Genomic DNA, 22,586 nt, shown 5'->3' on the forward strand with positions numbered 1-22,586 from the left:
CCGAATTATTGCGGGGTTTTACAATAACCCGCAATCAGCGGTTTTTAGAATGCTTCGTACTCAAGTACTCAAAAAAATGCGAAGCAATCGTTGGCAGTCGCTTGCAATTACGTCTCCAACAGCAGGAGAAGGTAAAACAGTAGGTGCAGCTAACCTTGCAATAGCCATTGCAATGGAACTAAACCAAACTGTGCTTCTAGTAGATATGGATTTGCGTAACCCAAGCATCAGTAAATATTTTGGTTTAAAACCCTCCATTGGCTTACGAGAGTATCTCTCTGGAGATTATGAGCTATCCGAAGTGTTAATGAATCCGGGCATAAAACGCTTGGTTATCTTGCCAGGGCTTGGACGTGCAGAAGATTCAGCAGAATTGCTGTCCAGTCCAAAAATGGCAAACCTAGTGGCCGACATTAAAGCGCAATATGATTCGCGAATGATCATTTTTGACGTGCCGCCGGTACTGCAAACAGATGATGTTTTATTATCGGCTGGCTATTTTGATAGTACGTTATTGGTGCTTGAAGATGGTAAAAACACAGAATCGAATATAACCAAATCTTTACAGTTACTTGAAGGCTCACATTTATTGGGTACGGTCGTGAATAAAGCAGCGCATCATCCCGAACATCAAAATTACTAATTTATGTATACAGAACAATTTGGTCTCACACACAAGCCATTTAACCTGGTGCCTGATCCGACATTTCTCTACTTAAGTCCGAATCATAAAAAAGCCTTAACTATGCTGGAATATGGCTTAATGAGCCATGCTGGTTTTACCGTGGTCACAGGGGAGATTGGTGCAGGTAAAACAACCCTGATAAGAGCTTTGCTTGGTAAGATTGATGATGATTGTGTTATTGGTTTAATTAACAATACCCATGAGTCATTTGGTGAGTTGATGGTATGGGTCCTGGACTCATTGGAAATACAATCCACATCAACAGATAATGCCGGTCGTTATCGTGATTACATCAATTTTGTGGTTGAGCAGCATGCTCAGGGCAGACGAGTAGTATTGATTGTTGATGAAGCACAGAACTTATCCGTACAGGCATTGGAAGAATTGCGGTTGTTGTCTAACGTCAATATAGATTCAGATATTTTCTTGCAACTGGTATTAACCGGGCAGCCAGAATTGATTGAAAAATTAAACCGGCCAGAATTGGTGCAATTTGCTCAACGTATTGGCGTGGAGTTTCATTTAAAGGCGCTGAGTTATCCGGAGACGCAGAATTACATTGAATATCGATTGGAAGTGGCCGGGGCGAAACGGAAAATCTTTAGCAATGAAGCCTGTGCGGTGATTTATTGTTATAGCGAAGGCATTCCCCGCCGAATTAATAACCTGTGTGATTTTGCCATGGTATATGCGTTTGCCGATGGTAAAAATGAGATAGATGTCGCTTTAATACAGGAAATGATTCGAGATAAAAAATCCTCTCGTATTGTGGAATCGAAGGCTTCAGAGAACCCTGATGTAAAACGCGTTAAAAGCTGGTTGCTGGAGCAACATAACATTCAATTGATCTAACAGCGTTTAGCACTGGAAATCACAACAATCGCAAACTGTGATTAAAATCACGATACGATTTGTGGCAAATTATTAATATCTCTCTATCTCTTAATTATGAGATCTTTCCATAAAAGTCACAGGTTGTTTTAAAAATCCTCTGCCCCCCAGAGGGTTTTTAGCCCGGCGGTAACGTCGGGCTTTTTTTGTTAAAACGCAAATCGAGCTAGCCAATCTGCATCTAAATAGTATAAAGACTGAATCCAGTTAATTCGTTAAACTCCTCACTAATTGGTTAGGGTAGTAACGCCATCTCAACCCGTCTATACTGATTAATCCATAATTAATGGGGTTGATGACGGCCTAAACCTTTTTGGCTGCTCAAAACCATGGATAAGTCATATTAGAAAAGCTTGTACAATCGAATTTCGAAACAGTAAGGTTAAAAACAATCAATCAAGTAAACGGGTCGTTCAATAATAATGCTGTAATTGCCTAAAAAAATAATAAAAATGAAGACAATACTGTTCATTGATGCGTTTGGTAGAGATGGTTTAAATAACTTAGCGATAGATTATGAATTTACATCCTTGATTAATTTCGTTCATTTTGTTAAGTCGCTCAGATAATAAAATAAAACATACTGTTTGTAAGCTTATAAAAGCATATGATTGCTTCACAAACAGGTAGAGGTATTCAAAATGCATAACAAAATCAAAACTTTCTTCGGCTTATTGCTTATATTTACTTTTGGTACGGTTCAGGCCGACTGTATCGTAACGACGAAAAATTTCTCCAAGTCGTCCAGAGTGATTTATATCAACCCTACCAATGGTAGTGATCAACTGGCTAAAAATTACAATTACAATCTTGGAACCCTGCGAAACCCCTATGAACCAAGAAGAATAGTTGCTTTTCAGAATATAAATGAAGCGCTTGCTGCACGTAATCTCGCTAATGGTGACCTGGTTCTTATCAAATCCGGACCAACATGGACAAATTATGACGTTTGGTCTCAGAACAAAACCGCCGAGTTTAATACAAAAAATTCTCAGGTCAGTAGTTATTCGCAGAGGCAGTGTAAGGGCGAAGACCTAACATGGGTGCCATCTGCAGTAAACGATACACAATCAGCCGACACAACGCCTGCTACCGAGTTTTCGAACAATAACGAGATTACCGTTGCGAATACCGAATTGGTGACACCGAGCAATCCAATAATAAACCAAGCACCAACCAGTACGCCACAAAATACAACTTCAACTTCCAGCCCCAGAAAAAGCTCAGGTGGATCAAGTTCCGGAGGCCCCAGCTCAGGTTCTAATTCACTGAATAGCGGTGTAGATAATGTTATAGATCCGCAACAGACCACCACTAGCTCGACCAGAGCATCACGCAATCAACTGCAAAACTCACTAGCAGACACATCATTGAAAGATGACGTAGTAGCTGGTGTTAATCCAGACCTCATTGAGGATGTTGTCAACGACAGTGATGAGCCAATAATAGAAAACGGGCAGGATAAAATTGATTCAGTAAATACATCTGAATGTACTGCTAATGCACCTTGGGAAAATGCCATTCAAACCTACCCCAAAGACAGTGAGGGTTGGTCAATTATCAAACCTGACATTGAGACTAAAATCGTCTACGTTAGCTCCACAGAAGGTGATGATAGCACAGGCCAAACATATAATGGGTTGGGAATGGATGACCCTTTTAATCCTGGAACAGTTAAAGCATATAAAACCATCGAAAAAGCCTATGAACAAATTCGAGATGGTAAACCAGACTGGATTTTGCTAAAAAAAGGCGACACTTTTGAGTTGGAAAAAACTATTTGGTTAAAAACCGGTAAATCGCAGAATGCACACATTGTCTTTGGTGCTTATGGCCCCCAAAATGGAAAAAGACCGATAATAGATTCAAAATCTAATAATACCATGCAAGGACTGGGTAACAGGGGTTACAACACGATTCTAGGTATTGAGTTTTATGCGAGTACCAATGATCCTAAGTCCCCTAACTTTTTAGGCTGGAGTAATAAAGGTCGCACAGCATTTACCAATCTTGCTAGCGGTAAGAGTGGTAAGGAGTTTCTAAGAGGGCAACATATTGAAAATAATCGTTTTAATTATTACTCTGGCGGCATTGTCATGGGGTCTATGGAAGGTGCTATCAATACAAACATCGTAATTAGACGAAATGAGATTCTAAATTCGTATAGCAATAGTAGCCACTCTCAAGGAATGTTTTTGAGCAACGTAGATCACATTTTAATTGAGGAAAATATTCTTGATCATAATGGTTGGTATCAACAAAGGCCGTTGGATGTACCCTTGAATACGAAAGATAAAGGATATGCGACTATCTTTAACCATAATATTTATATAGAAAATAGTAATAATATGGTAATACGCAAAAATCTATCTTCACGACCATCGAGTATGGGAATGAAGTTTACATCTAATTCAAATAGAAACACAAAAGTTGATACCATTAATTCCAAAAATATATTATTAGATACTAATGTAATTATTGAAGGGGAAATTGGTTTTTCTTTGGGTGGCAATACAGACTTTAATAATGGATTTAGATGGGAAAATATACAAGTAGTAGGAAATGTGCTCTCAAACGTGGGGCGAGCTAAACCAACAAATAGGGATATTGCATGGAATATTAATGTCAATGATTGGAAGTCCGGTTTAGTCTGTGGCAATCACATAATGGATCAGAGCAATAATTCAATATCAAATAATTCTGGAATTATGGTTAAAGGTAATATTGGTGAGGTGAATATTGATAAAAATACAATCATCAATCAAGCAAAACAGATAGAAACATATTCGAAAATATCCAGTAGCGGCTTAACCACTAGTGAGAATTTATATATCTTTAAAACTGATGCTGTTAATAATTTAGATTCATACATCAAGCAGCAAGGTTATATTAATTATGCTAATTACATAGATGATATTTTGAAGAAGTTACAAAATAATCCAAGCAATTATTTCATCATTGATGAATTATTGGTTTATATGAAAAAAGCATCAATGCTTGAAAAGGCTAAAGAAAATTCAGTAGAAAAATAGAATTTGATTATTCTGGCCCTTGATTGTGAAAATTGAGGGCCATTTTTTATAAAAATGCAGAGATATTAATCGCAATAGAGCTATTACCAATATCCTGCTCCACTTCCTTTTGCCATCTTATACTGTGCTTTAATAAACACAATCAGATCAAAACAAACTCCAAGAATGAGCAGTATTAATTTTTTAGGTTTCAATAGCTTACGGCGATCTGAAGTTACATACTTAAAACGCTTTATAAGGAAATGCCAAGGAACCCAGCCATATTTTTTTGATGGCAGTTTTAATGTAATAAGTTTACCTAACCAACTTTCATTTTCAGATATAGATTTTGTAAATTCAATCATTTCCTTTTTTGTAAAGTTTTTCTGGCGAAGTTCTTCAAAGACTATGTAGTTTATTGCACTACCAATAACAATTCTGGTTTGATGGTTTATTAGGTTTTTGATAGTTCTCTCAGATTGATAAAGATGGAATATATCTTCATCTCCGGATATTTTGGAAAGATTCTCTGAAGAAGTCATATTTTCTGTAAGTATCATAGCTCTCACATAACCATCTTCAACAGGCAAACCAATCGGTAAATAAATGGAGCGGGCTGTTGATGAGGTAAGAGCATAGAGTTGACCGCAAATAGATTTTTTCCAATTATTAAAACTATCACCTGAGGACGCTATTGTTTTATCGGTGATAGATTGTCTATTTTGCGCTAAAACTAAATCTTTAATTGGACGACTGCTCATTGCGGAGAGCATGGCATTTTTATTTAACCCTTCCGATAGGTCTCTTAATACGTTTTTTTTGGTAAACCAGATATCACTATCACAAAAAATAAGCTGATCAGCATCTTTACTGGATAATTCATGAACAAATCGATTCCAAGTGCGTGATTTACCACTTATGGGTAAATCCACAATTTCAAATTTACTTGTTTCATCAACAAGGGGCTGGGCAAATTTAATAGTATTATCCTTACAGCCATTAGCTAAGATAAAGACCTTGACAGAATATTGTTCTGAGTAAAATATATCCTGTTGCTTTACTGTTTCGATGATTTGCCGAATATTCTTTTCTTCATTATGTGCAAATATACCAATGTCTACTTTAAGCATTTCTTATTCCGTTCAATAGCATATAAATTATAAAAAGTAATTTGAATCATCTCAGTAGACCTGAGAGGTGTAGCCATGCTAATACAATTACCATGCGCTCAGAACTTTATAGTTCATATGATAGCTCACTTCATATGAACTATAGAGGGATTTTATGCTGCTAGTTAGAGAATGGGTCACTACCGCTATTTATTGAAGTTAAAATTGTATCTAGTAAGTGAACCCATTATTTATTTTTGTAGTACTTACAAGCATCACATTAGAGTCATTAATGAAATTAATATGATCGGAATTGTAAAATATATTTAGTCAGTTAGAGAGTAAGAATCTTATTAATTTGGCTTTTAGTCTTAGGTTGGGAGGCATGATAATAACTATCGGTTATAGGCATGTCGCAAGTCAGATAGTTAATAAACCCAATGTACTAGAACAAAAATCGTCTGTACTAGTACTATCAGATGCCCATTAATGTTATCGCATTCAGAGGCAAAATTAAGCAACCCCACCAGAATTACTAAGCTGAGTTAAGATTAAAGATCAGGTTAGGCCAAAATTGAGCCAAAGAAAGTACTTATATTCAGTTTAATATAATTTAATAATGAGAATATTGTATGATAAATGGTTAAAAATGGTAGTTAGACAGAGGAGGTGATGTGAACTTATTCTACGAAAAAATGCCAGGTGGAAATTTTGGCGATGATATGAATCTATGGTTTTGGGATTCTGTTATACCTAAATGGCGAGATTACAAAAAAGAAAGCGTGCTATTTGGTATTGGCACAATTATTAACGAAGGAAATTTTACGAACTATAAAGATATTTTTGTCATGGGAAGTGGCGTGGGCTATGGAACCTTACCATTACCTGAATCAAAGAGAAATATTAACTATGTATGGGTTAGAGGCCCAAAATCTGCAATAGCACTTGGACTAAATGAAGATTTAGCAATTACAGACCCTGCTATTTTGACACCACGGTTTACAATTCCAAGCAATGTCATAAAAAGGAAGCCAATATTTATTCCACATGCCACCACGGCTAAATTACCAATCAAGTGGGATGAGTTATGTAATTCAATTGGCATTGAGTACGTGAGTCCAAAAGATGACTCCATTTCTGTAATAGAAAGAATTAGAGATGCAGAATATGTAATTGCAGAATCAATGCACGCTGCAATCATTGCTGATGCATATAGAATTCCGTGGATACCAGTTTCAATTTCAAATCAATACAATACGTTTAAATGGGATGATTGGGCATCTAGTCTTGAGATGTCAGTTGATACATATGAGATGTTAGGTTTTCCAAAAGAGCTGTACTCTAAAATCAAAGAGTTTCGTGAGATTACAAACAAATACTTTAAATTTAAATCAGATAAAGGCATAAAAAAAGGTATTAACGAAAAGCATATAGTTGAAAAGAATAAAGGCGAGAGTGAGAGGGTAAAAAAATTAATAAGTAAATATGAGATCGTATTCGAATATTTAATTAAAAAAGGTTTGCGAAATTCAAAATCAAGAATGATGATGCAAAGTAATATTAGTGTTTATACAAGAAAAATTGAATTAATAGATGAGAAAATTGATTTGATTAACAGACAGATTTCCTTATAAGTAATAGGATTTAGTTGAGAAGATTTTCCAATTTAATAAGAAGTATGAATGAATGGTGGAGTTAGTAATGGTAATCATTTAATTTCATAAATATTTAATACCCTCATTGCATCATCAGGTTTCATATGTTCCTTATTTTTAAGATATTTATTCATTTCATTCAGTGCTTCGGAATGACTGTACGATTTTGCAGTCGGCCTGAGTGAGTGAGCGATTGGTACGGCATCAATGATACCCATTGATAGTTTGTGTTTTTTTACTTCGATTGGCCAAACAAAATCAAGTCCCCAGCCCATAGGAGAGCTAGTATCCAGTGGTAATAAATGCTCGTGAAGTTCTCTTTTTATTGAAACAAGTGGACCTATTTCTACAAATTGTGTTTCACGAGCAAGTATATTTGGAATGCGAGTCGTTATTTGATGAGAAATATAGCTTTCAGGCGTTCTAGCTGGTTGAGCTAATGAGAAACTTGTAAATTCTTGAACAGAAATGTACTTATTAATGAAATCAGCTGGCAGTCTTATATCATCATCTAAAATTATGACATAGTCAGGATTAAAGCTTTTGTATTTTGTCCAAAGTGAATTAATTATTTCTGATCTGGGTGTGAAGTTATAAAACAGCTCGAAAAATACTCTATCCGTAGAAATATATGATTTTTCCTTTTTAGGTTTGATAACTGCCCAAATTTGTTTTACGTCATGTTCAGATTGATTCAATTCTTTTTTAATATGTCTAAAATGATTTTTTCTATCCTCTAGAACAACGCCAAGTACTAAAATATTTTTCTTTGTAACTGAAAAATTTGCTATTTTAGCCGATTTTGGTCTAATTAATAATAAATCCGAAATTATTCTCTTATAGCTTGTCAGTTTTCTATTAACTTTAAATAAAATATCTAATGACATTAGTTATATACCTTTTAGATGAAAATAGGATATTAAATAATTGATAGTTCAAATAAGACGAATAATTTTAAAATCTATATTCAAGATTTATGTATGTTATTACAAATATGTAATATTTCTGAACTCCAAGCACTCCAATTAAGACGGGTATCAAAACTTATTCGGCTTGTCTTACACAATTCTTTAAAGACTTCTCTATCATTGATAACTCTCATTATCAAATCAACATATTGTTCTGCTTTTGCATCTACATTAAGTAAATAACCATTTGTGCCAATTTCAATAAGTGTTGGTATTCCACCCACATTTGTGGTGATAACTGGGGTACCAAATGCATTTGCTTCAGCAATAACCATTGGTGTGCAATCTGCCTTAGTAGGTAGGATCAAAAAATGCGCTTCACTTAAAATTTGAAAATATTTTATTTTTTGTTCGGAAACACTCTTGTTTATGTAAGGTATTATTTCTACATCTTCTAGTAATCTGGCTTCTTCTGGATCACTACCAATAATAGTTAGCTTAACAGTGTGGCCTTGCGATTTTAAAAGGTTGAACGTTGAAATTACTAGCTCTCCCCCTTTACGCTTCCAATCCCTTCCAACGAATAACAAGTTAATCTTTCCAGAAACATTCTTATCTGGAATAAATTCAGGGATACCCTCCAGGTTAAGTCCAAAAGGGACAACTTTGAATTTGTTATCAACTGGATTTTTTGTTGAATATTCTAATTTGGCTCTGTTTGCCATAAATTCGGACGAATAGACCACGGCAGTAGCTGCTTCAATAGCAATTTTTTCTTGAACATAGGCTTCAGGTTTTATTGGCCAATTGTAAAATTCTTCAAGAAAGCTAGGTGTTGCGTCAGTTACAAATATAATAGGCGGGAGGGAAGGATTTGTGGCAATTTTTGCCACTAAAGAACTACAGACTGGAGCGATAATAAAGTCTATAGAAGTTTTTCTAAGTTCGATATTTACTTGTCTCACAAAAAAAAGGAGCTCTAAATTTTTCAGTTTTTTATGAATTAAAGGCGAGAATTTGAAAATTCGCTTAATAGCTCTTATTAAAATGCATGATAATGCTTTTCTTGTAAGAATCGCCTCGCCCAATAAATGCACTTCAAAGTCTTGATTGCCGTTTAATGCATTAAACATATAAAAGCCTGTACCGCTAAAGCTTTTAACATCATAGGGATTGTCTATAGCTAGGTAACCAATTTTGGGCATTATGAACTCACCATGAAAGTCTACAAATAATTACAAATAGTCTCAATCTTTGTATGATGTTAAATTATTTTATCAAATTCAATTTCATTTAATATTCCTTGGAAATGCTCATCAGTTACACTTAAACGCCAATCAAGCTTACTCAATGGCAATCCATTCTTCACATGATTATCAAGTTCAGAATATCTGGTATTACCCAATAATACTGATTTCATTATAAAACATGGACCAGCATTTAAAGAAGAGCATTCACGTTGTAACCTACTAAGCTCCTTATCTTGTTTTAACATCCATTGATAGATATAAAAGGCTAAGAAATAGGATGGATGAACCTTTTTCATATTTTGGTAGTATTTTTCAAGGTTTTTTTGCCATGCAGTTATGAGTGGTTGATTTGGAATTGATGCAATAAACCAGTTCTCTATATCCCGATCATCAGATGGATTTGAAAACATAAAAAAACCGTTATTTGATAATAATGGTAACCATTCAGATAGCGGTCTATGACAATAAGTCGTTGCATCGGTCCATACGCCTCCATATTCTTTTAAGAGTATTGTCCTCAAAAGATTTGCTTGATATCGGACGGGTAAATATTCAGGTAATTTAGGTAACTCAACATATTTAGTTAAACTTTCAGCATCTAAAACGATGATCTCCCAATCAATATTTTTTTTACGCCAACTTTCGATGCATTTTTTTACAACTAGTGGAGCCGTTATCTCACCTTGAGCCCAATATATCCAAACTTTTTTTGGAACTGGATTTGCATAATAAGATTTTAAATGAGTATCAGTATTTTTTGCTTGATCATTTTTAACTATATCAAAATACTTCCCATTCACTTTATTTAACTGTTTGGCATATATTTCAAATCTTGGTGAATAAATAAAAAAGTCGAAAAACCATTTATAAAATGAATAAATGCTCCTTAAGTATTTTTTTAAAGACATTAATTTTTACTCATATTGTTTTACTATATATTAGATTTATATACCCAAAAACTAACTAATCCAATAAGAATGATCAAGAAAAGATCTATATACCAGAACCAAATGCGAAACTTGTAGAGATAGAATATTTCAACGAAATAGTAAAGTACTGATGAAATAGTAATTCCAGCGACTAACCCTGCAGAACCATATAGTGCTGAACCGATTAACATTGATGAGATTAGTAATGCTGCTTTTATTCCAATAGTGAATGCAAATAGTCCAGATCTGCCAAAACCTAAGTAAAATGGTCCAACATTTGTAGCTATTTGAAAGGCAACACCAGCGGCTAAAACTTGTAGCATCCAACCTGCATTTATATACCTCTCATCGTAAAGTAATTCGGTAATGTGGCTACCAAATATAAGTAAAAAGAGTGCAATTGGTAATAACATTCCACAAATAAGTAGTTTAGATCGAAGAACTTTTTTTCTTATTTCCTTTTCGCTTTCGTCTTGGATTTTTGAGTAAACTGGAAATAATACCTTTCGATTGAGTGAGAATAAAATTGACCTTGGTACTTCAGCGAGCGTCAATGCAATGGTATAAATCCCAAGCTCAGTAAGTGAGAGAACCTTACCAATTATCATTTTGTCCGCTTGGTTCGCTAAAAAACCAAAAATGCTACTAATAAATATCCATTTTCCAAAAGAAATGATTTGTCGCATACTTAACCAGTCGACGACAAAGCGATGTTTAAAACCATCGTTTAGAAATATGTGTCCAGCAAAAACACCAATTAAGCTTGATATGACATTACCCCAAACAAGTGCCCAAACTGAATTAGTATAGAATGCGAATATAATAGTAAGTACCACACTGGATACTTGGATTCCCAAGGTTACTATCGAAAGTTTGAATATTTTTAACTCTTTATTAGCCACAGCCAGAGATGTAGTACTAAATCCTTTTATAGCTAATGTGCTACCAAGAGCGCATATTAATGGGAAAAGAATTGGAGATTCGTAAGTTAGGGCTATAGGATATGCTATTAAACATGCAAAGGCCCAAAGTATGACTCCACGAAATATCTGTGCAACCCATGCAGTGTTTCTGAAGTAACCTTTTGAACCACTTTTATTTTGTATTACAGACTGCTCAATTCCAATATCACTCAACATTGTCAAACCAACTAATATCGCGGTTGCCAAAGCCATTATTCCGAAGGCTTCTGGAAAAAGGATTCTAGTTAGAATCAGATTCGAGATGAGGCGTAAGATTTGCTGTAGTCCGTAACTTGCAAAAGTTATGGATGAACTTCGCAATATCCTTGCTCGCAGGTTTTCACCTTTGAAGTTTTTAGTAATAAATTTCATGTTTTGTTGGTGAGCTATCAAGTTATTTGGGAGTGGGGGATTTCACAAAGTGTTATTACTTATTCGATTAATTTAATATTTTAAAAAACGAAAAGTTTGTTTGTTGGTGTAGGCACTCCATGAGTTGGCATTAATTCCTTCAAGTGAAGTCTTGCTTAACAGCTAGCTACCTAAACTAATTACAAAATGCCTTATTCGCGTTTACAGAGGCATCATTACCCTTTAAGCTCCGCACATACTAGTCGCTAAATTATCCTATGCCAAATACATTTGCTTATATTGCTTTACTCTCTTGGCCTTTTGTCACTTTTTTCTTGTTGAGAAAATATGGTATTGGCCCAGGATCCTTAATTTCCCTTTTGGCAGCTTATATGTTTCTGCCAGCCTCTTTTTCTATCAACTTGCCTGGGTTACCTGATCCTGATAAGTTTTCAATAACTACTTTTACAATCTTGTGTTTTATTCTTCTTCGGGGTGGGAAATTAGGTTTTGGTTACTTGGATAAGCGTTTTAAGTTATTGTTATTATTGTTCATTATTTCCCCCTTCGTTACTGCAATAACAAATCAAGAACGTTATTTACATTTACCCGGACTGACGCTTTATGATGGCTTTAGTAATTCAGTGATCAGTTTTTTAGAGTTTATTCCTTTTTTAATAGGTTTAACCTATTTTCGAGAAGAAAAAGATCAGTTCAGACTTTTTAAGTACTTTGCTCTAGCTAGTTTGGTATATGCATTCCTTGCTTTGTATGAAATCAGAATGAGTCCTCAATTACATAATATAGTCTATGGCTATTTTCCGCATTCTTGGATACAACAATATCGCTCGGGCGGGTTTAGAGCTGTCGTTTTTATGGGGCATGGACTCTTAGTGGCTATGTTTTTAGCTCTAGGAGTTGTTTTCTGGGCCTCTTTAAAACAAGCAAAATATAAAGTTTTTAGGTATAGCAACACATTTGGTTTAGCAGTTGTTTTTATAACGCTTTTATTATCTAAAAGTTTAGCTGCACTAATTTACGGCTTGTTTGCAGTGATTTTTATAAGATTTTTCAAATCAAAGCAAATCTACTTTGCATCTGTTTTGATGGCGTTGATTTTTATAACTTACCCAATTTCATCGGCAACAGGGCTCTTTCCTCACGGCATGGTAGTTAATCTAGCAAGTGAGATTAGTACGGAAAGAGCGGGATCACTGGATTATAGGTTTAGGAATGAAAGTATGTTGCTTGATCGAGCTAGTGAAAAATCCTTGTTTGGATGGGGGACTTGGGGGCGGAATAGAATTTATGATCTAGAGACCGGTGAAGATATTAGTGTGACTGATGGTGAGTGGATAATTAAAATTGGTACTTCGGGTTGGTTAGGCTTTTTATCAACATATCTATTTTTATTCCTGCCAGTGTGGATAGCATTTAGAAGAAATAAGCAGATGAAGTTTACATCTCAACAGTCTCAAATACTCTTTTCAGGCCATTGTTTAGCTGTTGGTTTGCTCATGATTGATCAATTACCAAACGCTTCATTTAATCCATTATATTGGTGTCTTGCTGGAAGTCTGCTAGGTCGAGCTCAAAGCTTATTGTCAAGCGGATCTAACGTTGGTAATAAAACTATTTAAAGGGATAATGATTAAATATGTTAGCGAGCAACAATATAGCAAGAATTTTTTATATTATTCCCGACTTACATCAAAGAACTCCCTTTTCCCTAAAAGCTTTGCTAAAGAATATTTTTAGACTCAAGACAATTAACTATCTTCAAAAATGTTTTATTCGAAAGCATAAGCCAGCTGGCGGTATTAAGGTCATTTATCAACACTGTCTTTTATTAAGGGAGCTTGGTTATTCTGTTCATCCTGTATTAATGGGAGAGTACCATGGCAATTTTTTTCACTATGACATTGCTACCGTAAAATTCAAAGAAATAATAAATACAATAACTGAGAACGATGTAGTTATAGCTACTGAGTTTGCGCCTTATCAAGGCCTTCTATTCAAAAAAGCTACAAAAATTTTATTTTTGCAAAACTGGGTTGGTCTTATTAAATGGCTAAAACCTGAAGATAAAGAAAAGAATTATTTTCAGTTAGGTTATGATTCAGTAATAACCTGCAGCCAATATTGTTCGGAATACGTCGAACAACATATGAAAATTTCTGCAACTACTATTACTAACGGTATTGACTTGTTTTCTTTCAAACCTGAACCACAGAAAAGAATACCTAATCGGATATTGGCTATGTCCCGTAAAAACCTTGCAGATTTAAAAATAATCAAACATTTTTTAAATAATAGCGATTATGAAATTAGGATTGTCGATGGATTGACACAGAAACAACTAATTGACGAATATCAATCTGCTGATATTTTTTTAGCAACGGGATATCCAGAAGGCTTTTCATTACCACCCCTCGAAGCCATGGCATGTGGTTGCATGGTAGTGGGATTCACTGGTGGTGCAGGGCGTGAGTTTATGCTACATAATGAAACTGCTTTAGTGGCAGAAGATGGTGATTGCCAAGCTGTGGTGGAAATGTTGTTAGCATTACAAGCTGAACCGGAAAAAAAAGAAACAATACGTTTGCAGGGTTTAGCTAAAGCCAATGATTATGGATTGAAAAATACTAAGCTAGAGCTTGATAGTTTTTATCAACAACTTATTAATTCATCTAAAAACATTAAGGTAAATTGAAAATGGCAGCTTCTATTGATTTCCGGGTATTAGTTTCGGTTGTCAATTATCGTTCAGCAGCGCTTGTTTGCAGAATGTTACCGGACTTGATTCATCAAATAGATAAATCTAGAGATCGTATTGTTATTGTGGATAATCAATCACCTGATGATTCTTTTAAAATTTTGACTGATTTCGTAAATAAAGCCGGATTTATTGAATATGTTGATGTAGTACTTGCAGAAAAAAATGGGGGGTTTTCCTATGGTAATAATTTAGCTATCAAAACTGCAATTAATAGATATCAAAAAACTCCTTCCTTTATCTGGCTCTTGAATCCTGATACTCGAGTGTTAGATGGGGCTTTAACCAATTTAGTTAGTTTTTTTGATACGTCTCCCAAAGCAGGTATTTTAGGCAGCCGATTAGAATCAGAAAATGGTGCCCCCCAAGAATCCGCATTTAACTTTTGTAGCTTGGCAAGTGAATTTCTCGCAAGTACAAGTATTGGATATCTTAATCGTATTTTTTCAAAATCATTAGTAAGTCTAAATTACATTCCAGACTCACCAACACTATGTGACTGGGTTGCAGGTGCGAGCATGTTTATTCGTTATTCTGTGATCGAAAATATCGGTCTGATGGATGAAACATATTTTCTTTATTTTGAAGAAACAGATTTTTGTCTTCAATCTGTTAGGGCTGGTTGGGAATGTTGGTATGTGCCCTCCAGTCGGGTTATACACTATGTTGGGCAAAGTACTGGTGTAATTCGAGGGGATGCTCTTCGCCGAAGACGTCCCAAATATTGGTTTCAATCAAGACAATATTATTTTTTAAAAAATCATGGTTTAAGTTATACGATGGCTGCAGATCTTATCTGGGGAATTGGGTTTGGTTTATTAAAGATTCGCTACTTTGTTCAGCGCAAAAAAACTAATAATCCAAAAAATATGCTTAGAGACTTCTGGCGAAATAGCATTTTTCTGTCGTGGCTAGATAGGAAACAGGATGTTTGAAAATATCAGACAAGATAGGAAGGCGAATTCGAAATCAATCAATCATGCAGGTTTTCGTACTTTAGTTGTCTACCGCTTTGGCCGATGGCGTATGACGATAAACAACAAACTATTAAGGACACCACTAAGTTTTCTCTACCGGCAAATGGAAAAGCATGTGCGGTTCAAATATGGAATTGAATTACCTTATACGGTGATGTTAGGCAATAACGTTACTTTTGAGCATCAACACGGGATAGTGATTCATGGCCAGGCTAAAATAGGGGATGGTTGTATCATCAGGCAGGGTGTCACTATTGGAAACAAAAGTCTTGAAGCTCCTTTTGATGCCCCCTCGATAGGAGCGTATGTAAATATAGGTGCTGGGGCCAAAATTCTAGGAAGGGTCCACATTGGTGATCATGCGGCCATAGGCGCAAATGCCGTAGTGACATCAGATATACCTGACTATGCTGTGGCAGTTGGCATTCCTGCCAAAGTTATCAAAATAAAGTATCCACAAGGTCAAGATCTATGACGGTTTCTGCTGAACAAGCTGATTGGAGCCGAGAAAAGCCTCGCCAGTTCTGGGATCCCTCCAGAAAACTCTTATCGAGTATCCGTGACTATCAAGCTTTAAATCAAAAAAGCGGATTCTTTTCTAAAATAGTAAAAAAACTAGCAGTTTTGCGTTACCGATTTTGGTCTGCAGTGACGGGGGCAGATATTCCATTAACTATTGCGATTTCAGGTGGCATTTTGCTGCCGCATCCGAATGGAATTGTGCTTCATCCAAATTCTTATATCGGACCTAATTGTTTAATCCATCAGCAAGTAACTCTCGGCGTGAAAAGAGGAAATGAAGGTGCACCCAAATTAATGGGGCATGTCGATATAGGAGCTGGAGCCAAGGTTATTGGTGATATCACGATCGGTAAGCATGTATTAATCGGAGCAAATGCGGTTGTCACAAAAGATGTCCCTGAATATGCAATAGTCGCTGGTATTCCTGCAAAAATCATTGGGAGCACGGCTGAGGTTATTCAAAATGACTGATCAGGACTTGTTCTCTCGTGCCCATCAAAATATTGGTGCTGTGGTGATTGGCCGAAATGAAGGCGAACGTTTAAAACAGTGTCTAAATTCATTAGTTAATGAGCTTAAGTATATTGTATATGTTGATTCAGGTTCCACAGATGAAAGTGTTGCACTGGCGCAATCATTAGGTGTGATAGTGGTTGAGCTGGATATGACACAACCTTTTACCGCTGCCCGGGCAAGAAATGCAGGCTTGGCTGCATTAATAGAGAAACATCCAGCTACTCAGTATGTTCAGTTTGTTGATGGGGACTGCGAGGTTCAGTCTGGATGGATTGCTCAAGCCAAAGATTTTTTGGATAGTCATCCGGATTTTGCTGCAGTGTGTGGACGTCGTCGAGAACGATATCCCGATGCCAGTATTTATAACCGATTATGTGATATCGAGTGGGATACGCCGATAGGCGAAGCTAAAGCATGTGGCGGAGATGCTTTATTTCGTTTAACGGCTCTCCAAGCTGTTGATGGATACCGTGAAGGTCTTATTGCTGGCGAAGAGCCTGAGATGTGTTATCGCATGCGTCAGTTAGGTTGGAAGATTATGCGATTAGATGCTGAAATGACATTGCATGATGCTGCAATGACGCGTTTCGGGCAATGGTGGAAGCGTAATCAACGTGCAGGTCATGCCTATGCCGAAAGCTATGCTTTACATGGAAATGATCAAGAGCACTTTCGTAAAAAAGAAACTCGTAGCATCGTTATTTGGGCAGTTTTAATTCCGCTTACTCTCCTTTTTTTAACTATCCTTGAAGACGATTTCATAATCTTATGGTTACTATATCCCGTCCAAATTCTTCGTTTAGCTTTTCAATATAAAAGTAAAATCGGTTCAATTTATGTTGGGTTTATTTACGCTACATCTAATGTATTAGGTAAATGGCCGCAATTTTTAGGTGTGGTAGAGTTTTTAAAGAATTATGCTCGCGGGAAGCAAGGTGGTTTAATTGAGTATAAATAAATTTATTTGTTACATACGCAAGAAACTTACGTAATTAGCTACAACGACTCTGCACACAGGTAGGTATGATGGATACATCCTTTGACACAATCATTATTGGAACAGGTTTTGCCTCATCTTATTTTTTGTATGAATATTTAAAGCACGCTAAATCGAATGAGAAGATTTTAGTTATTGAGAAGGGTGAAGATTTGCCTTACGCCTGGAAGTTGGATACCAAGCTAAACAGTAGAATTAGTTTTGATTCACAAATAAACAATATAACTCCTCAAAAACCATGGATCCAAAACTTTGCTTTTGGAGGCGGAAGCTGTTGGACTGGTAACACCCCAAGAATGCATCCAAGTGATTTTAAGATGCATTCTTTACATGGTGTTGGGGAAGATTGGCCTTTTGATTATTCGACATTAGAACCCTATTTTGTGGAGGTCGAAACTCATATGGGGATTTCGGGAGAAGCTTCCAGTCATTATCCTATGTCTGCTCCTTATCCAATGCAGCCCCATAATCTTAATGCCTTTGATAGATTAATCAAAAAGAAATATGGAGATCTGCACATCGCAATGCCCAGTGCGAGAGCGAATGATTTCAGTTATGGCAGAGCTAAATGTTGCAATAATGGCGTTTGCTCAGTTTGCCCAGTTGGAGCAAAGTTTCAAGTTGATCTGCATATGCGGTCAATATATGAAGATGAAAGAGTTACACTCAAATTAGATACCTCTGTTGAACAAATCACGATTCAAAATAATATTGCGACGGGGGTTGAGTGTCGAGAAGGAGGGCAATTAGTTCGCTACAAAGGTAATTTTGTAGCTATTGGCGCCCACGCAATCATGTCTCCCTTTATATTGTTGAATTCTGGAATTGAGCAATATGCTTTAGGACGATATTTAAGTGAGCAAATCTCGGTGGATGTAAGGGTTAACCTAGAAAATGTTGAAAACTTTGATGGCGGACAACGGGTAACCGGTTTGGGGGCAATGTTTGTTAATGAAGATGATCGAAACCAAATGCCTGGGTGTCTAGTTGAGAATTATAATGTGCCATGGCTCAGAGCTGAGTTTGGCAAGTGGCGTCATACAGGCCTGTTAAAATTTGTTTTAGAGGATATACCTGAGCCAGATAAACGTGTCACAGTTGGTTTAAATGGGAAACCGAACATTGAATATGCCCAGCATAGCGATTATATGACACGAGGGATTAATAATATTAATTCAAGGGTTGAGAGATTATTAGACGGTCTTCCAGTTGAAGACTTTAAAATTGAACAAAAAGAAGATGGAAATTTAGGTGGTTCTGCTCATATACAGGGAACTATGAGAATGGGGAATGATCCGAAAACTTCCGTAGTAGATAAAAACCTTATTAACCATAAGATTAGAAATTTAGCCTGTCTGGGTAGTGGTGCTTTTCCAACGTGTCCTGCAGCAAATCCAACATTAATTTTATCTGCATTGTCTATCAAGAGTGCCAGAGCGATATTTTCATGAAAAATTTGATATCAAGAAGAAAGTTTTTGATTTCATCCATAGCAGCGGCCACTTTATTGGGGCCCGCTGGTTTTTGGCTTACATGGAAAAAAACTAAAGAAACGGACATTATTGAAGCGATATTGAAGCGCAGATTGGGAATGTTAAATATTGATCGCGAGACATTTAAAACATTTAGTAATGAAATGATGGAACATCGACAAAGTCATGCTAAACAATTAAAAGTGCTTGGGATGTTTTCGGGATTATTATCTGTGATAACCCCATATAATATTTTACCTATGGGACATCCAATAAGGCGTTTAGAAAACTATACAGTCTCTAACTTTTTATTAGCCACAGATTTTTTTCAAAATGGTGCTGATATAAGTAGAGAAATAAAATATCTCGGTTTTTATGATCCTTATAAACGTCCCTGTGCTAATTTTTTTAAACAAGACTAGTCATATTTATTTGTAAAATATAATTAAACTAATGATCTTCTAATCTTATTTTCAGTAACTCATATATACCATAACCCGCTAATATTCCGATAAAAGGTATGATTGGAAAATGATACCTATCCCCCGACGCAATAATTGTATGTAAAGTGGTGTTGTAGGCAATAAGGGCAAAAATTGGAGTCATTGTCAGGGCATTATAAAAGCCATCATTGCGGATTAATTTTATTGCTCCATAAACTGCCAATATCACCAATAAAATCCAAAAAGCTGAGCTTATAAGTTTAAGCGGGAATACAGCTTTATCAAATCCTTGCTGTTTTATTCCAGCAATGTTCCAATTCACACCGATGTTTTCTGAGCGGTAATAATCGATAAATCGTTTGGCTAATCTTTTTGTAAAGATGCCAGGCTCTTCTTTGATATGTTTAATGGCTTCTGATTTAAAATAATCTGCTCGTTCCGTTTCTGAGTCAAAATGTAGATCTTCGGGTAGAGGCATGTATTCACCGGTAGAGTCAGGATTGTTTCCCATCCAGAAGACTGGCCCACCATTGGTTGATATCAATACTACTTCGCCGAACAAGTTGTAGTTTCGGACAGCCCATGGCGTAATCAAAATTGCCATTGTTAAGAGTGTTACCACGGTCGCGCTAAAGAATTGTTTGAAGTTAAATCCGCGTAAAAAACTCAATCCAATCAAGATAAATGGGATTAATAATGCAATTGGTCGAACGTAAGTGGCTGCTACAAAAAAAATAGAACCAAGCACCCAGTTCAAAAGGGTATTTTGTTGGGGGCGGTACCAGAAGAATAAGCCGAGTAATACAAATACATTAAAAATAGTCTCACTAGCTAGAATGGTCGTAAACTGAATTTGAGAGGGCCATATTGCATATAGAATACCCACAATATATGCCGTGGGTTCATTAAACCAAAGCTTGGCTAATGACATCATTAATAATAGTGTGAGAATCCCTACGACAAGATTAAAAACTGTAATGGCATGGAATGATTCACCAAAAACGCTATAAAGGAGTGCATAAATTGCCGGCGTGCCAACAGGCCAATATGCAGTGAGATTTCCAGAAGGAAATGCATAGCCATTTCCATTACTAATACTCTTGGCAAATTCGTGATACATTACCGAATCAGAGAGAGGTACAACGGGGATCAACCATAGCCAAAGCAGGCGTAATGCTAATGCAACGAGAACAATATATAAGGTGTTTTTAGCATAAGTTGAAACCATTATATTTTTCATCACGTCGTTACGTCCCTGTCAAAATAAATTCAATAGTTTTATTGTAGACGTAAATTGATTAATGAGTACAACAGAGAATCTAATATGATTGTCGATAAGGACATGTTGCCAATTTTTGTGGACCTGGATGGCACACTTATTTATACAGACCTGCTATTAGAAGTCTGTTTAACGTTTTTAAAACACAACCCCTTAAATATTTTTTTGTTAATTGGCTGGCTAGCGAAAGGGAAGGCTAATTTAAAACACAAACTTGCTGAGCGGGTGGACATTAATGCTGCCACACTTCCCTATAACCAGGGCTTCTTGGGTTTTCTCAAAGAGCAGCGTGAAGAGGGTAGAAAGTTATATTTGGCCACGGCCAGTCATCAAAAATATGCGGATGCCATCGCTGAGCATCTGGGAATTTTCGATGGAGTACTGGCGACTTCTGCCACGTTTAATATGAAAGGTGAGAACAAATTAAAACATTGCCTAGAAGTTTCTCCGAAGTTTGCCTATGCAGGCAATGAGACATTTGATTTCTGCTTATTTGATAAGGCTGATGAGTCTTTTTTAGTTAATCCCACTGCTGCTGCATTACGCTTATCAAAAAAGCGCCCTGTGACACGTATTTTTCATAACAAAACCAATACATTTAAGACGATCCTAAAAGCCATGCGAGTCCATCAATGGCTTAAAAATATGCTTATTTTTGTACCTGTTTTTGTTTCATCACTTTATCTTGATTTGGCTGTTTGGGGTGATGCAATAATTGGATTTTTTTTATTTTCATTGTTGGCATCAGCCACCTACCTGCTTAATGATTTACTTGATATTGAAGCCGATAGAGCACACCCCAGAAAATGTCTAAGACCCATTCCCTCTGGAATGTTATCTATTAAACAAGCCGTATTGCTCGCTATGGGGTTATTTGTTGCGACATTGATTGGATCGTTACTTTTTACCAATACCGCATTCCAATTATCGATCTTGGCTTACCTTGCCTTGACGCTCTTATATACATTTGTCTTAAAGACATATGTTATTGCTGACGTTATTTCACTGGCTAGTTTATTTACAATTCGTATCATCGCCGGAGCCATGGTTATTGATGTCGTGCTCTCATTCTGGTTGTTGGCGTTTTCAATGTTTACTTTTTTCAGTTTAGCTTTGGTGAAGCGCTGTGCTGAACTGAAATTATTATCAAAAGTGAACAAAGATAAAGCCACTGGTAGAGATTATCAGGTGGAGGATTACTATTTGATGCAGAGCTTCGGCGTGACCTCCGCATTTATTTCTTTATTGCTAGTGGCATTTTATGTTCAGGTCGCAATGACTAATGAAGAATACTCGACACCATTGTTGTTATGGGCAACCTTGCCTGCTTTTGCCTACTGGTTTTTACGAATGTGGTTAAAAACCAATCGAGGGGAAATGCATGATGATCCGATTGTTTTTTCAATTAAAAATAAAGGCAGTCTGGCAACAATTTGCTTTATATTAATCATTACCTTATTGGCTAAACTCATATGAGTTATCTCACCCTTTTAATGATTTTGGTCAGTGTAATGCTTTCTGTTGCCGCTCAGTTATCGCTCAAAGCGGGAATGGGGCGTTTAATTTTACCGGAAACGCTGCTCTCGATAGAAAGTGTCTTTTTGATTCTCAATCGATTTGTGTTGCTAGGTTTGTTCTGTTACGGCATGAGCATGGTGTTTTGGTTGTATGTTTTAACGAAGGTCGAAGTGAGCCGTGCCTATCCTTTTGTAGGACTTGGATTTGTTGGCACAATGTTATTTGCTCACCTTTTATTGCATGAGCCGATTACAGTTCAAAAGCTGGTGGGAACAATGCTTGTTGTATCGGGTGTTGTTTTGCTCGCTCGGTAACTATGTTCTATTACTTGTAAC

General features: G+C 36.3%; 20 protein-coding genes. 14 read left to right on the forward strand and 6 right to left on the reverse strand.

All coding sequences use genetic code 11. The annotated features are described in order from the left end of the window. The 3 genes from ACN0V2_RS07895 to ACN0V2_RS07905 all read left to right on the forward strand — a co-directional run. A partial coding sequence (locus ACN0V2_RS07895) for a CpsD/CapB family tyrosine-protein kinase (RefSeq protein WP_417550264.1) occupies window positions 1–643 on the forward strand: 643 nt, incomplete at its 5' end. Between the two features lie 3 nt (window positions 644–646). Next, the gene (locus ACN0V2_RS07900; protein WP_417550265.1) at window positions 647–1,537 is read left to right on the forward strand and encodes an ExeA family protein; all 891 of its coding nucleotides are present in this window, start codon (window positions 647–649) and stop codon (window positions 1,535–1,537) included. Between the two features lie 680 nt (window positions 1,538–2,217). Further along, window positions 2,218–4,608 (forward strand): hypothetical protein, encoded by a 2,391-nt coding sequence (locus tag ACN0V2_RS07905; RefSeq protein WP_417550266.1) that lies wholly within the window; start codon window positions 2,218–2,220, stop codon window positions 4,606–4,608. A gap of 83 nt (window positions 4,609–4,691) precedes the next feature. Here the strand turns inward: ACN0V2_RS07905 and ACN0V2_RS07910 are convergent, their stop codons facing one another. After that, window positions 4,692–5,717: a glycosyltransferase gene (locus tag ACN0V2_RS07910; RefSeq protein WP_417550267.1), complete on the reverse strand. Its 1,026-nt coding sequence runs from the start codon at window positions 5,715–5,717 to the stop codon at window positions 4,692–4,694. Window positions 5,718–6,370: 653 nt separating this feature from the next. Between ACN0V2_RS07910 and ACN0V2_RS07915 the strand changes: the two genes are divergently transcribed. Beyond that, window positions 6,371–7,330, forward strand: a complete 960-nt coding sequence (locus tag ACN0V2_RS07915; RefSeq protein WP_417550268.1) for a polysaccharide pyruvyl transferase family protein — start codon at window positions 6,371–6,373, stop codon at window positions 7,328–7,330. A 74-nt stretch (window positions 7,331–7,404) separates the two neighbouring features. On the opposite strand, the gene ACN0V2_RS07920 is transcribed toward ACN0V2_RS07915, so the two are convergent. From ACN0V2_RS07920 to ACN0V2_RS07935, 4 genes are all read right to left on the reverse strand, one after another. Next, window positions 7,405–8,238: a hypothetical protein gene (locus ACN0V2_RS07920; RefSeq protein ID WP_417550269.1), complete on the reverse strand. Its 834-nt coding sequence runs from the start codon at window positions 8,236–8,238 to the stop codon at window positions 7,405–7,407. Window positions 8,239–8,318: 80 nt separating this feature from the next. Next, on the reverse strand, window positions 8,319–9,464 hold the full coding sequence (locus ACN0V2_RS07925; RefSeq protein WP_417550270.1) for a glycosyltransferase family 4 protein: 1,146 nt from the start codon (window positions 9,462–9,464) through the stop codon (window positions 8,319–8,321). 59 nt (window positions 9,465–9,523) lie between these two features. Further along, window positions 9,524–10,417, reverse strand: coding sequence for a capsular polysaccharide synthesis protein (locus ACN0V2_RS07930; RefSeq protein WP_417550271.1), 894 nt, complete (start codon window positions 10,415–10,417; stop codon window positions 9,524–9,526). 23 nt (window positions 10,418–10,440) lie between these two features. Next, complete coding sequence (locus tag ACN0V2_RS07935) at window positions 10,441–11,772, reverse strand: oligosaccharide flippase family protein (protein WP_417550272.1); 1,332 nt, start codon at window positions 11,770–11,772, stop codon at window positions 10,441–10,443. A gap of 257 nt (window positions 11,773–12,029) precedes the next feature. Between ACN0V2_RS07935 and ACN0V2_RS07940 the strand changes: the two genes are divergently transcribed. The 8 genes from ACN0V2_RS07940 to ACN0V2_RS07975 all read left to right on the forward strand — a co-directional run bounded on the left by ACN0V2_RS07940 (window position 12,030) and on the right by ACN0V2_RS07975 (window position 19,433). Next, the gene (locus ACN0V2_RS07940; protein WP_417550273.1) at window positions 12,030–13,391 is read left to right on the forward strand and encodes a hypothetical protein; all 1,362 of its coding nucleotides are present in this window, start codon (window positions 12,030–12,032) and stop codon (window positions 13,389–13,391) included. A 17-nt stretch (window positions 13,392–13,408) separates the two neighbouring features. Continuing rightward, window positions 13,409–14,464: a glycosyltransferase family 4 protein gene (locus ACN0V2_RS07945; RefSeq protein ID WP_417550274.1), complete on the forward strand. Its 1,056-nt coding sequence runs from the start codon at window positions 13,409–13,411 to the stop codon at window positions 14,462–14,464. 2 nt (window positions 14,465–14,466) lie between these two features. Next, the gene (locus tag ACN0V2_RS07950; RefSeq protein WP_417550275.1) at window positions 14,467–15,462 is read left to right on the forward strand and encodes a glycosyltransferase family 2 protein; all 996 of its coding nucleotides are present in this window, start codon (window positions 14,467–14,469) and stop codon (window positions 15,460–15,462) included. Continuing rightward, entirely contained in the window at window positions 15,455–15,979 is a 525-nt protein-coding gene (locus tag ACN0V2_RS07955; RefSeq protein WP_417550276.1) for a serine O-acetyltransferase, read from the forward strand. Before ACN0V2_RS07950 ends, ACN0V2_RS07955 begins: the two co-directional genes overlap by 8 nt. Then, window positions 15,976–16,497, forward strand: a complete 522-nt coding sequence (locus tag ACN0V2_RS07960) for a serine acetyltransferase (protein WP_417550277.1) — start codon at window positions 15,976–15,978, stop codon at window positions 16,495–16,497. The genes ACN0V2_RS07955 and ACN0V2_RS07960 overlap by 4 nt, the downstream gene beginning before the upstream one ends. After that, on the forward strand, window positions 16,490–17,500 hold the full coding sequence (locus tag ACN0V2_RS07965) for a glycosyltransferase (RefSeq protein WP_417550278.1): 1,011 nt from the start codon (window positions 16,490–16,492) through the stop codon (window positions 17,498–17,500). The genes ACN0V2_RS07960 and ACN0V2_RS07965 overlap by 8 nt, the downstream gene beginning before the upstream one ends. Before the next feature lie 65 nt (window positions 17,501–17,565). Then, on the forward strand, window positions 17,566–18,990 hold the full coding sequence (locus ACN0V2_RS07970; protein ID WP_417550279.1) for a GMC oxidoreductase: 1,425 nt from the start codon (window positions 17,566–17,568) through the stop codon (window positions 18,988–18,990). Beyond that, window positions 18,987–19,433, forward strand: a complete 447-nt coding sequence (locus ACN0V2_RS07975; protein ID WP_417550280.1) for a hypothetical protein — start codon at window positions 18,987–18,989, stop codon at window positions 19,431–19,433. The genes ACN0V2_RS07970 and ACN0V2_RS07975 overlap by 4 nt, the downstream gene beginning before the upstream one ends. A 28-nt stretch (window positions 19,434–19,461) precedes the next feature. On the opposite strand, the gene ACN0V2_RS07980 is transcribed toward ACN0V2_RS07975, so the two are convergent. Next, window positions 19,462–20,694, reverse strand: coding sequence for an ArnT family glycosyltransferase (locus ACN0V2_RS07980; RefSeq protein ID WP_417550281.1), 1,233 nt, complete (start codon window positions 20,692–20,694; stop codon window positions 19,462–19,464). An 84-nt stretch (window positions 20,695–20,778) separates the two neighbouring features. Here ACN0V2_RS07980 and ACN0V2_RS07985 point away from each other — a divergent pair, with 84 nt between their 5' ends. Both ACN0V2_RS07985 and ACN0V2_RS07990 read left to right on the forward strand, forming a co-directional pair. Further along, window positions 20,779–22,209, forward strand: coding sequence for a UbiA family prenyltransferase (locus tag ACN0V2_RS07985; RefSeq protein ID WP_417550282.1), 1,431 nt, complete (start codon window positions 20,779–20,781; stop codon window positions 22,207–22,209). After that, entirely contained in the window at window positions 22,206–22,565 is a 360-nt protein-coding gene (locus ACN0V2_RS07990; protein ID WP_417550283.1) for an SMR family transporter, read from the forward strand. Before ACN0V2_RS07985 ends, ACN0V2_RS07990 begins: the two co-directional genes overlap by 4 nt. Window positions 22,566–22,586 lie beyond the last annotated feature (21 nt).

Source organism: Methylophaga sp. (genome assembly GCF_048266885.1).
Lineage (GTDB): Bacteria > Pseudomonadota > Gammaproteobacteria > Nitrosococcales > Methylophagaceae > Methylophaga.

Coding starts and splice junctions, on each gene's coding strand:
- ACN0V2_RS07900 (WP_417550265.1), top strand. CDS start 647: ATGTATACAGAACAATTTGGTCTCACACACAAGCCATTTAACCTGGTG.
- ACN0V2_RS07905 (WP_417550266.1), top strand. CDS start 2,218: ATGCATAACAAAATCAAAACTTTCTTCGGCTTATTGCTTATATTTACT.
- ACN0V2_RS07910 (WP_417550267.1), bottom strand. CDS start 5,717: ATGCTTAAAGTAGACATTGGTATATTTGCACATAATGAAGAAAAGAAT.
- ACN0V2_RS07920 (WP_417550269.1), bottom strand. CDS start 8,238: ATGTCATTAGATATTTTATTTAAAGTTAATAGAAAACTGACAAGCTAT.
- ACN0V2_RS07925 (WP_417550270.1), bottom strand. CDS start 9,464: ATGCCCAAAATTGGTTACCTAGCTATAGACAATCCCTATGATGTTAAA.
- ACN0V2_RS07930 (WP_417550271.1), bottom strand. CDS start 10,417: ATGTCTTTAAAAAAATACTTAAGGAGCATTTATTCATTTTATAAATGG.
- ACN0V2_RS07935 (WP_417550272.1), bottom strand. CDS start 11,772: ATGAAATTTATTACTAAAAACTTCAAAGGTGAAAACCTGCGAGCAAGG.
- ACN0V2_RS07940 (WP_417550273.1), top strand. CDS start 12,030: ATGCCAAATACATTTGCTTATATTGCTTTACTCTCTTGGCCTTTTGTC.
- ACN0V2_RS07945 (WP_417550274.1), top strand. CDS start 13,409: ATGTTAGCGAGCAACAATATAGCAAGAATTTTTTATATTATTCCCGAC.
- ACN0V2_RS07950 (WP_417550275.1), top strand. CDS start 14,467: ATGGCAGCTTCTATTGATTTCCGGGTATTAGTTTCGGTTGTCAATTAT.
- ACN0V2_RS07955 (WP_417550276.1), top strand. CDS start 15,455: ATGTTTGAAAATATCAGACAAGATAGGAAGGCGAATTCGAAATCAATC.
- ACN0V2_RS07960 (WP_417550277.1), top strand. CDS start 15,976: ATGACGGTTTCTGCTGAACAAGCTGATTGGAGCCGAGAAAAGCCTCGC.
- ACN0V2_RS07965 (WP_417550278.1), top strand. CDS start 16,490: ATGACTGATCAGGACTTGTTCTCTCGTGCCCATCAAAATATTGGTGCT.
- ACN0V2_RS07970 (WP_417550279.1), top strand. CDS start 17,566: ATGATGGATACATCCTTTGACACAATCATTATTGGAACAGGTTTTGCC.
- ACN0V2_RS07975 (WP_417550280.1), top strand. CDS start 18,987: ATGAAAAATTTGATATCAAGAAGAAAGTTTTTGATTTCATCCATAGCA.
- ACN0V2_RS07980 (WP_417550281.1), bottom strand. CDS start 20,694: ATGAAAAATATAATGGTTTCAACTTATGCTAAAAACACCTTATATATT.
- ACN0V2_RS07985 (WP_417550282.1), top strand. CDS start 20,779: ATGATTGTCGATAAGGACATGTTGCCAATTTTTGTGGACCTGGATGGC.
- ACN0V2_RS07990 (WP_417550283.1), top strand. CDS start 22,206: ATGAGTTATCTCACCCTTTTAATGATTTTGGTCAGTGTAATGCTTTCT.